Annotated in this window: 6 protein-coding genes; all 6 read left to right on the forward strand. The window is 49.7% G+C overall.

The features are described from left to right. The first annotated feature begins 61 nt into the window (after positions 1-61). A complete protein-coding gene (locus RDN79_RS16040) occupies positions 62-1,477 on the forward strand; it encodes a carbon starvation protein A (protein ID WP_298552113.1) in 1,416 nt (471 codons plus the stop codon). Between the two features lie 381 nt (positions 1,478-1,858). Further along, positions 1,859-3,970 carry a hypothetical protein gene (locus RDN79_RS16045; RefSeq protein ID WP_298552114.1) on the forward strand — a complete coding sequence of 704 codons (2,112 nt, stop codon included), beginning with the start codon at positions 1,859-1,861 and terminating at the stop codon, positions 3,968-3,970. 194 nt (positions 3,971-4,164) lie between these two features. Beyond that, positions 4,165-4,401, forward strand: a complete 237-nt coding sequence (locus tag RDN79_RS16050; RefSeq protein WP_298552115.1) for a DUF4248 domain-containing protein — start codon at positions 4,165-4,167, stop codon at positions 4,399-4,401. A gap of 98 nt (positions 4,402-4,499) precedes the next feature. Next, positions 4,500-6,860: a DUF3987 domain-containing protein gene (locus tag RDN79_RS16055; RefSeq protein ID WP_298552116.1), complete on the forward strand. Its 2,361-nt coding sequence runs from the start codon at positions 4,500-4,502 to the stop codon at positions 6,858-6,860. 554 nt (positions 6,861-7,414) lie between these two features. Continuing rightward, positions 7,415-10,600 carry a DUF6383 domain-containing protein gene (locus RDN79_RS16060; RefSeq protein ID WP_298552118.1) on the forward strand — a complete coding sequence of 1,062 codons (3,186 nt, stop codon included), beginning with the start codon at positions 7,415-7,417 and terminating at the stop codon, positions 10,598-10,600. A 355-nt stretch (positions 10,601-10,955) separates the two neighbouring features. Further along, the coding region (locus tag RDN79_RS16065; RefSeq protein ID WP_308573267.1) for an Rpn family recombination-promoting nuclease/putative transposase at positions 10,956-11,614 on the forward strand (659 nt) is incomplete at its 3' end.

Raw genomic sequence — 11,614 nt, forward strand, 5'->3', positions numbered from 1 at the left:
TTTTCTCCCTTTTGTCTCCTTATCAATCTAATTTTCAATTCTCAATTTTTAATTGCCCATTATGATTACTTTTGTTTGTTGCCTTATTGCACTCGTCGTAGGCTATTTCGTCTACGGTAAATTCATCGAACGTATTTTCGGCATAGATGCCCAACGGCCGACCCCTGCCTACACGCACCAGGACGGCATGGATTATATCCCGATGCCTACCTGGAAAGTCTTTATGATCCAGTTCCTGAACATCGCCGGACTGGGTCCGATCTTCGGCGCCATTATGGGGGCGAAGTTCGGAACCGCCTCTTTCCTGTGGATCGTGCTGGGAAGTATCTTTGCCGGTTCGGTACACGATTACCTGTCCGGGATGTTGTCCCTGCGCCATAACGGGGAGAGCCTGCCTGAGATCATCGGTCGTTACTTAGGCGTGAACTTCAAGCAGTTCATGCGCGGGTTTACGGTGATCCTGATGGTGCTGGTCGGCTCCGTGTTCGTGGCCGGGCCTGCCGGACTGCTGGCAAAGTTGACGCCGGAGCATCTGGATACTACTTTCTGGATCGTTGTCGTGTTCCTGTATTATATCCTGGCGACCTTGTTGCCGGTCGATAAGATTATCGGTAAGATCTATCCATTGTTTGCTGCCGCTTTGCTGTTTATGGCGATCGGTATCCTGGTGATGTTGTTCGTCAACCATCCGCCGTTGCCGGAGATCACGGACGGGATGCCGAACACCTATCCCGGCCACCTGCCTATCTTCCCGATCATGTTCGTCAGCATTGCCTGCGGTGCCATTTCCGGTTTCCACGCGACACAAAGCCCGTTGATGGCCCGTTGCATCAAGAATGAGAAGTACGGCCGCCCTATCTTCTTCGGCTCCATGATTACGGAAGGCATCGTTGCACTGATCTGGGCGGCAGCCGCTACCTATTTCTATCATAACAACGGTATGGGCGAAAACAATGCCGCCGTTGTCGTCGACAGCATTACGAAAGAATGGCTCGGTGCGGTAGGCGGCATATTGGCCGTCTTGGGTGTGATCGCCGCCCCGATCACCTCCGGCGATACGGCCTTCCGTTCGGCCCGCCTGATCGTGGCGGACTTCCTGCATCTCGAACAGCGCAGCATCTCCAAGCGGCTCATGATCTGCATCCCCTTGTTCCTGGTGGCTATCGCTCTTTTGCTCTACAGCCAGAAAGACAAGGACGGCTTCGATATGATCTGGCGTTATTTTGCCTGGAGCAACCAGACGCTCGCCGTGTTTACCTTATGGGCGTTGACCGTCTACCTGGTGATCTCGAAGAAGCCCTATGTCGTTACGCTGATCCCGGCCCTGTTCATGACAGCCGTCTGCTCGACATATATCTTTGTCGCTCCCGAAGGCTTAGGCATGGAAACCGGCATTTCACAGATTATCGGTATTGCCCTGACGATCGTCGTTTTGGTCTTCTTCCTGATTTGGAAAAAGAAGACCGGCAAGATATAATACAGCGGAACCGATCTTCTCCGGTCCCCAGGGATGGCCGATGCTGCCTGTTATATAGGTGTCGGTATCGGCCATCCCAAGAGAAAGCGGAGCTTTCTTGGAAAGGCCTAAGCGGACGGGCGTCAAGCGGAGGACAAAGGTGAAGCGTCCGGAGCCTGCGCTGTCTGAGCGAAGCGAGTTTCGCAGGCGACAGCGGAACCTTTGCCCGGAGTAGACCGGACGGTTAAGCCTTGATTTTTTGGTTACTTTTGGATCAAGCCAAAAGTAACAAGTCAACCATTATTTACCAGAAATCGAAGAAAAAATATCAGAACTGTAAACCGAGGCCCGGTGGTTGTCCCTTATCTTTATCCACAGAAAACATATAAAAGGATAACCACCATGAAAAAACTGATCAGTTTAGTAAGCCTCTTTTGCCTGTCGGTACTTTTGCCTCTGTCTGTTATGGGTGAACCCATCGACCGGGAGGCTGTTGTCAAGCGGCATCGCGTGTGTACGACCGGGACACTCCTGAAAAGCCCGGCACAAGTAGGGAACGGGAAATTCGCCTTCGGGATGGATATAACCGGATTGCAGACCTTCGTCCCCTTCAACACCCTGTCCGACTGGAGTTGGTACAGTTTCCCCCTCCCCGAAGGGATGAAAGCCGAAGATTACCGTCCGGTCGTCGTCGAGACACACGGCAAAAAGATCGCCTACGAACTCCGCAACCCCGACCAGCCCGAACTGTCCGAATGGCTGACCAAGAACCCCCACCGCTATAACCTGGGTCGTATCGGTTTCCGCCTGCTGCGCGAAGACGGTACGGAAGCGAAGGAAATCGACCTGGGCAACGCCCGCCAGGAGATCGACCTGTGGACAGGCGTCGTCTACAGCCGTTTCGAACTGAACCGCAAGGTGGTGAAAGTCCGCACCGTCTGCCATCCCGATAAAGATATGATCGGAGTCAGCATCGAATCCGAACTGCTGAACGACGGCAATATGAGCATCTGCCTCGACTTCCCCTATCCCGACGGACGCTATTTCAAGCATTATGTAGGACGCTACGACACGATCTCCGGCCATGTTTCCACTTTTGAGAAGCTCTCGCCTAACTCGGTCCGTATCGATCGCGTGATGGATGATACACATTATTGCGCTGCTTTGGATTGGACCGGCCCCGCCACTTTCCGCCGCGAATCGGAAAAGGCGCATACCTTCCTCCTTCAACCCCGGCATACCTCCACCTTTTCCTTTACCTGCTGTTTTTCTCCGGAACCGGTCGCAAACGTGACAGAACCGGTTGCCTCAATCGAACAGAAGAGCGCCACAGCCTGGGAGAAATACTGGCGTTCGGGAGCCGCCATCGACCTCTCCGGCAGCAAAGACCCCCGCTGGCTGGAACTGGAACGCCGCATCGTCCTCTCGCAGTACCTGATGCGTGCGAACGAAAGCGGCCTGTTCCCGCCCCAGGAATCCGGACTGGTGAACAACGGCTGGTACGGACGTTTCCATTTCGAGATGATCTGGTGGCACGGCGTGCACTACGGGCTGTGGAACCGGATGGAATGTTTCGACCACTACCTGAACGTCTATAAGGACTTTATGCCGCAAGCCCTCGAACGCGCCAGGAGCGAAGGCCGCATCGGTGCGCGCTGGCCGAAGTGCACCGGGAACTTCAACCGCGAATGGCCTGGCAGCGCCCATGCCTACCTGATCTGGCACGAACCCCACCCGGTCTACTTCGCCGAGATGCAATACCGCCGGAAACCCGCTCCCGAAACGTTGGAGAAATGGAAAGACATCGTGCTGAACACGGCCGATTATATGGCGGACTACCTTTTCTACGACAAAAAGGCGAAACAATATGTCCTGGGTCCCCCTGTCGTCGTCGTTTCCGAGAATACGGACCCGTTGCAGACCATCAACCCGATTTTCGAGTTAGGCTATTTCCGCTACGGCCTGCGTACGGCATTGGCGTGGGCGGACCGCCTGGGCCTGCCGGAAAAAAGGACGAAGAAATGGAAGGAAGTGCTCTCGAAGATGGCTCCCCTTCCCGTTGCCGGCGGCGTCTACACCACCTACGAAGGCATCCCCGACATGTGGACGAAATATACCTACGAGCATCCGGCCCTGACCGGCGTCTATGGCATGTTGCCCGGTGACGGGGTAGACCTCGCGACCTTCAAGCGCACGTTGGAGAAAGTCAGCAAGGAATGGCAGTTCGACCGCATCTGGGGCTGGGACTTCCCGATGTTGGCGATGGCCGCCGCCCGTACGGGGCAGCCTGCGCTGGCTGTCGACATGCTGATGCACCCCTCCGCCGGATTCCAGTTCGACGAACACGGCCTGGCGACAGGAGGCCCCTTCCCCTATTTCCCCTCCAACGGAGCCTTGCTGACGGCGGTCGCCATGATGTGCGGCGGCTGGGACGGCTCGGAGGGAGAGGCCCCCGGTTTCCCGAAAGACGGAAGCTGGACAGTCCGCTACGAAGGCTTCGTCCCGATGCAGTGACAATCCCTTTATTCCTCTTTTTTATGCAAGCTGGCGAATGATTTCATTCGTCAGCTTTTTTTCTGTTTATATGTATATATAAACAGCTTGTAATTCATTGAATTATTTTCGAAAATAATCCGATAAAAGAGAACAATGTATTAAATAAATGATTATATTTGTGAAGTGATAGAAACAAAGAAGACTAAAAAGTTATGAATGACAAAAAAATAGAGCTTATGTCGGTGAAAGGCGCAATGGGTGTTACCGAGTTCGCACTCCTTTATTTCCCGGATTGCGCACCCGAAATCGCTTACAAAAGAATGTGGGTATGGATTCATACGTCACGCGGTTTAAAGGAAAAACTGGCGGCTGCCGGATGGGTCAAATTCCAGAAGCTCTATACGCCGAAACAGGTCGCCTGCCTGGTCGACCATTTGGGAGAACCTTGAAACAATACAAACCGAAGATATTGAAAAAGCCATATGCCCCGCGTAGCAAGCACGAACGCAGGAAGGCCCTTTTGATACCTTTACCTAACAACAAAAATATGACAAACACTGAAAATGTCGAAGGAACCTACTTCGGCTCTGTTTCAGAAACAGAAAACATGCGTTTAATGACCTTGGACCGGTACATCGACGAGGTGAAGAGTGATAAACATGCAAGACAGATCGCCTACCTGCGCGGCCTTGCCAAAGCCGGCAAGACGGAAGAAGCCAAAGCATACAAGAAGAAGCTGCCCCTCTATGTGGCAGGCGGCGTGATGGAAGGAGGCCGCAAACTCGAAAACATGGTGCGCTACAGCGGCTGCATCGTCATCGATATAGACGACTCGCCCATCCCGCCCGAAGAATTGCTCCGAAGCGCTTATGAACTCCCGTATGTGAAAGCCGGACACGTCAGCCCCTCCGGCACAGGGGGCAAGCTCTTCATTCTGGTCGACTGCGAATTGGAATACCATAAACCCGCCTTTGAGATCGTCTGTCGCCGCGTGGAAGCGGATATTCCGGGTGTAACGGTCGATATCACCGGTAAAGACCCCAACCGCGCCTGCTTCTTCAGCAACGACCCCGGCGCGTTCTACAAGAAAGATGCGGAAGTGTTGCGCGTTCCCGTTTGCGATCCTTCCCTCCAGGCCCATGCCGCCTGGCCGGTACAGGCAGCCGGCGGCCGGCATTCGCTCTCGAACTACATCGACAAGTATGAGCAGGACAATCCTTTCGTCTCCGGCTCGCGTCATTCGTACGTGGTGAAGCTGGCTTCCGTCTTGAACAACGCCGGTTTCCCGCAAGGCGAGGTGGCATCGGAATGCCTCCGCCGTTACCCGCGTCCCGATTTTACATCTGTCGAAATAGAGAAGACCGTGGCGGACATTTATCGCCGTTACGGCTCCTCGCACGGGAGCAACCCCTATCGCCCGAAGGAGGCGCCTGCGAGTGGGAAAGTTGTAAAAACTACCGAATTTACCCCCGCTTGTCCTGTTGGTGCGCCTGCTGCCGGAACGGATGTCGAATCGGCTGATATCGAGATCGATAATGCCCTTTTGCCCTACTTCGACGAGTCTGTTTACGAACAACTTCCGCCCCTTCTCGCGGACGTCTTGAAACGTGCCGAGTGCCGTACCGAGAAGGACATACTCCTTGTCTCCGCCCTGACGCTTTTGAGCAGCGTGATGCCGGGCGTCAAAGGCTCCTTGAAAGAATGCACCTACAGTCCGCCTTTCTATACCATCGTGACGGGCAGTTCGGCCAGCGGCAAAGGCTGCATGGCTCCCCTGCAAAAGCTGGTCGATCCCTGGCAGAGATATGTCTTTGACAACTCGCGCCATTATGTCAAGGAATATGAAGAAAAAAAGGAGGAATACGAAAACTACCGGATGTCCAAGCGCAACAGCCGTTCCGCCCGCCCTTCCGGACCGGCTCCCGAAAAGCCGGTGGTCGTGAAGCAAAAGAACCTGTGCGTGCCGGGCTATGTCACCCAGGCCCGTCTGGTCGAACTGCTTCAGGACAACGCTCCCTACACCTCCTGCATGTTCGAGACGGAGATGGAGACGGTCGCCTACATGATGTCGCAAGATTTCGGCAATTACGGGAATGTCCTCAACAAGGCGGCGCACCACGAGCCGGTCGGCAGTTCGTCCAAGATGAACGGTTCGTTCCTGGCCAAGCGTCCCGAACTGGCGCTGCTGTGGAGCGGTACGCCCGCCATATTGCCCCGCCTGATCCCTTCGACCGAAAACGGACTGTTCAGCCGCATGTTGATGTACAAGATCGCCGGGAGCGGCAAATACCGTCCGCTGACCTCGTCGGACGATACGCCGGCTGCCGCCGAATATATGGACGATATCGGTCAGCGTGTACTGAATATCGGTATCTTCCTGGACGGTTCGCCGACGTGGGTGAAGTTCAGCGAGGCACAACGCAAACGGCTGGACCGCTTTTTCGAAAGTGAATTCAACAATGTCCGTTCTTTCGGCAACGAGGATCTCGAATCGACCGTCCTGCGCTATCGCCTGGCTATCTTCCGCATTGCGATGGTCCTGACCGGCCTGCGTAAGGGGGAGAGCGCCGATCCCGAACGTACGTGGACGATCCGCAAGGATGATTTCAACACTGCTTTCCATGTCGGGACCACCTGCCTGCAACATGCTTATGTGGTGGCCACTTCGCTCAAGCCTGCCTCCGAAGAAGTGCATTTCAAGTTCCCGCACTATCAGCGCAACTTGTTCGCTTCACAGCCGGAAACTTTCAAGCGTGCCGAGATCCTCGCCGAGGCTTCTGTCCGTGGAATCGCCGCGTCGAATGTCGATAAATTTCTTCGTAAAGCAGAAACGAATGGTCTAATCGATTCATTAGGAAGAGGTTACTATCGAAAAACGAAGATGGGCAAGCAAGTGGTAGCCGTGTAGTGGAGCGGGGGCAATTTGGGTAGTTTTTGCAGCTTTTTCAGGCAAAATCCGGCAAAACTAAAAAATTGAACGAATAGGCATCGGATGAAAAACGAATAAGCACCCCCTTGAAAAGCAGTAGGCATCGAGGTATTCCCCCGAAAATCACCGATTTTTGAACCGAAAGGGGGTTGATGAATTTTAAGACTTGGTGTTTTTATGGTAAATGCCTATGGATCAGATGTTTGTAGAAATAAAAAATGACGAAAAAAACGATCCTTTTTTTTCGTCATTTTTACTGCACAAAAATACATATACTTTTTTAAACCACAATTCTTTTCTGTAAAAAATTTCGTACCTCTATATCCTTTCTTATCAATTAGATAGCAATTTGAGTACGAAAAACCACCTTTCCGATACGAACTCCGAAGTTAGGCAAAAAAAATGACGAAAAAAAAGGATCGTTTTTGCTATCAAAGAACAAATGTTAACACGTGTACATTATAAATGCGTGTACATATATATATAGAACTGATATTTCAATTAACTGTATTATTAATATTAAAATTTAGATTATGAACAAAAGATTTTCTACTCTTTTGGCAAGCGCCCTGCTTGCGGTGGGTTCATTTTCGGTAAGTGCAGCAATAACAGTGGGTACTCCTGTTAATTCGTTGGCTTTAGGCAACAACGAAGGAAAGCTTTACCAGTTGGTAACAGCGGGTGACTCTGTGCTTGCTATCCAAAATGACTCTTTGAAGTTGATGGAGGCTACTAATGCTAAGGCATCTATCCTGAACACATTGTGGTGTGTAAACGTGGAACGTTACAATCAAGGTCAGGCAATCAAGTTTGAATTTAGAAACAAGGCGACAGGCCAGTTGTTGGAAGTAGCCAGCGATTACTTGAAAGGAGTACCTGCAGATGGTACTACTGCTGATTTGGAAGTTGGTGGCGCAATCGGTGGTTGGGCATTCTCTAATACTTTGAATCAGTTGCAGTCAGAAAAACCTCTTTATTATTACTTCCATGAAGATTCTGTCGTGACTTTGGACAAATCGGCAAACGGAAAGGATGTGGCTGGTAATGCTTATTTGGTATTGACGAAACGTGAGGCAGAATCAACAAATGCTTATTCTAATGCGTTACAGTTTACATTGGCTGAAGCAGCTGCTATCACATTGACTGCTGAACAGATCAACACTGTTTTGGGTACTCAGGAAGCAACGGCCGGTGTGAAACTGAAATTCCATGAAGATAAGAACAAAGTCAGTCAGAAAAATTACTTTACTGATGACGCCAAGTTCTTTGCTGATACAACTATGGCAGGAGCAGCAAGTAGCCCTTGGGTTCGTATCTTGACAGGAAAGAAAGAAGACAGTACATACGTATATGTTGATACGGCTTATACAAATGCCAACGGCGTGATGTTCTTGGATTTCAATACTCAACAGTTGAAACATGCCAAACTTAGCAAGAACACGACCGGTAATACGACTGTAGCTGATTCTTTGGGTATGTTGAATGATCAAGCTAAATTCTTGTTCACTTATTGGCCTTCAATTGACAGTTTGGTTATTCAGGTTAAACAGATTACCAATTTAGGAAGCAACGCGAATTTTGCTGCTGCTTATGCGACTGGCACTGACACGGTAAATATCGCGACTGGTAATGATGATAAAAGAAACTATGTTACTGTTCAGGACTTAGTTGAACAAGATGATATCCGTATTGTAACTATCAACAACAAGAAAGAAACCGAAATCAGCTTCGGTATTTCCGGTTGCGGCGAATACGTAGGCAACAAGGTTACTTTGGACGAAGGTCTGTACCTGATCAAGAACAAAGATAATAAATATCTGGCTGTGCCTATCCACGAAGATTCTATTCCTCACTGGGTTTCTTTGGAAGATAACGTAGAACCTTGGGATATGACTGCATTCCAGTGGGTTATCGAAAAGAAGCGTAAGAATAGCGATGTCTCTGCTCTGAAGATCACAAACCGTGAGTTCAGCACAGTTGTTGCAGACGGCTTGCAGCTTTACAACGATGCCGACGCCACAATCTTCGATGCTGCCGTTGCAGTAGAAGGCGGTTTTGAAAAAGCTTCTGCCGAAATCATGGCTGATGCTCACAGAGGTTATCGTTTCTTGAACAATGACTCTCTGAAAGTAACGGCTTACAAGTTGCAGTATTGGACTGCTTTCGCTTCCGACGATCTGTATATGGGTGCGATGAAGAGCGGTGACTCTGTTATCTATGTAGGTGCAAAAGACAACTATGTACTGGCTCCGACAGGTGCTGAAGCCAACTTCGGTTACAAAGGTGCTGTAGAAGGTCTGGCACAGTTGAAACGTCAGGCTTATACGATGAAGTCAAGAGGCACGAACAAGATGGTCGTTGAAGCCGGTGAAAACAGAATCGCTGTTTCGGATGCGGCTGCTACTGATACTGCCAAGTTCTTCTTCAAGGCTAACAACAATGTAAACGGCAAGATCTACTATGCTCTGATCGACACAGCCTTCAAACTGGCTCCGGATTCACTGCGCAAAGTAGGTGTGGATGAAAACAACAAGTATCTGAAGAGACAGATCATGACTGAAACTCGTACTTCCGCATTCTCTGTAGAAGTAGACGACACGCCGGTTTACCGTCGTTTCGACTCCTTCAAACTGGAAGGCAATGAAGGCGATGTTGCCGATACACTGCGTTTCGTAGAAAAATATCGTGGCGAATTCTTGCAGATGGAAGCTAACGAACACTTCACGGTAGAAGGCATCAACTTCTTGGGTATCGACGCTGTGAACAAGGGTGAAGGCAAATCATTCTATGTAGATACAGCATGGGTAACACGTGGCTTGGGCTACATCAAACCGCAGTATCTGGTATCTATCGACCGTGTTCCGGCTGAAGATGTCGTGATCCGCAAGAAATGTCCGATCTGTGCAACTCTGGGCGATGCTGCTCCTGATCACTGTATCCACGATGAATACATCACGGAAGAAGGCTTCGAAAGAGGTAAATATTTGGTTAACTTCGTTGACTCGGTTGCTAATGAAGACTACAAGTGGGGTAAATACAGCCGTGTCGGTTTCGTAGACGCTTTGCATGTCGGTGACAGCTTGTATCTGTTGCTTGACCAGTTCGCAGGTCTGGATACGAAAGACATTGACATCACTGCAATCGAAAAGGCTGATAGCGCATATCAGGCTAACGTTGGTAAAGACAGAAATAACAACGGCCGTTACATCAAGAACCTGACGGGTGACGAACACAAGGCTTACACTTGGTCATTCCGTTTCGTAGACCTTGAAAACGCTGCTGCAGAAGAAGAACCGAATCGTGCATTCTTGTTCGAATCTCTGCCGAAGGATGCTGCTGATATTATCCAGCCTCAGAACGCTTCTTGGTTGAAGATGCAGAACGGTTGTCTGGTAATGTCTGATCCGAACGAATCTACTTTCAACGAAATCAAGACAGGCGGTGACGATGCTTTGATCTTCAATATCGAACAAGGTTCTAAAGACGATATCGCTACAGACAACGAAGTTATCGCTACATCCGAAGTGGCTGTTATCGCCGGCGAAGGCAATGTGACAATTGCTAACGCTGCCGGCAAGAAGGTTGTTATCACTAACATCTTAGGCCAGACAGTGGCTAACACAGTTATCTCTTCCGACAATGCAACTATCGCTGCTCCTCAGGGTGTGGTTGTAGTAGCTGTTGAAGGCGAAGAAGCTGTTAAAGCTATCGTTAAGTAATTAGCGAATGGATTATAAATGTGTCGCGTGCGTCAGTGCGCGGCACTTTCAAAATACTAAAATCAAATAATTCTAAGATTCATCGCGCGTCTCTACAAAACGGCAACTACCCCGCGAGGGCGAACAAGCGGTGAATATTAATACTAAAGTAATGAAATTAAAAAAAAGTTCATCTGCTCTCCCTCTGTGAAGACCGGTAGCAGACACAAAACAATCCCCTGCAGTCATTCGATCGCAGGGGATTCGTTGTTTTTTTTAGAAACGGGAAAGATAATGGGCGAATGATCCATTCTGTATGGAATATTTGCCTATATTTGTCCGCGAAGTATCAATAGTTCGACTAAAACATTTAATTATGGACAAATTTATCAATCCCTTCTCTGATTACGGCTGGAAAAAGATTTTCGGCAGTGAAGTAAGCAAAGATCTTATCATCAGTTTCCTCAATGAAGTCATCCAACAGGAAGTAATCGTCGACATCACGTTCCGCAACGTCGAGATGCTCGGTTTGAAGCAGGACCAACGACGTGCCGTTTTCGATATTTTCTGCGAGAATGAAAAGGGGGAAGTCTTTATTGTTGAAATGCAGAAGAGTCGGCAGAAGTACTTCTCCGACAGGGTGTTATACTATGCCTCGTTCGCCATCCAGCAACAATCGATGATCGTAAAGGAAAGGCTCGAAAAGGAACCGGACGAAGTAGTCCGCAAACGCTGGAACTACCAGATCAGCAAGGTATATGTCGTGTGCATCCTTAACTACGTGATGGATCCGTCCCGTCCTGATAAATACCGCTGGGATGTCGTGCGCATGGACCGGGAGTTGAAAGTTCCTTTCAGCGAGACGCTCAACGAAATCTATATCGAAATGCCGAAATTTGTATTACCTTTGTCGGAGTGTGATACACTTTACAAGAAGTGGTTATATGTCTTAAACAACATCGAGATCATGGAACGATTACCGAAAGAACTGAACAATCAGATATTCCGCAAGCTGAAGAGCATCGTGGAGGTAGA

The sequence above is a fragment of the uncultured Parabacteroides sp. genome (assembly GCF_902493135.1).
Classification (GTDB): domain Bacteria; phylum Bacteroidota; class Bacteroidia; order Bacteroidales; family Tannerellaceae; genus Parabacteroides.

Coding starts and splice junctions, on each gene's coding strand:
- RDN79_RS16050 (WP_298552115.1), top strand. CDS start 4,165: ATGAATGACAAAAAAATAGAGCTTATGTCGGTGAAAGGCGCAATGGGT.
- RDN79_RS16045 (WP_298552114.1), top strand. CDS start 1,859: ATGAAAAAACTGATCAGTTTAGTAAGCCTCTTTTGCCTGTCGGTACTT.
- RDN79_RS16040 (WP_298552113.1), top strand. CDS start 62: ATGATTACTTTTGTTTGTTGCCTTATTGCACTCGTCGTAGGCTATTTC.
- RDN79_RS16060 (WP_298552118.1), top strand. CDS start 7,415: ATGAACAAAAGATTTTCTACTCTTTTGGCAAGCGCCCTGCTTGCGGTG.
- RDN79_RS16055 (WP_298552116.1), top strand. CDS start 4,500: ATGACAAACACTGAAAATGTCGAAGGAACCTACTTCGGCTCTGTTTCA.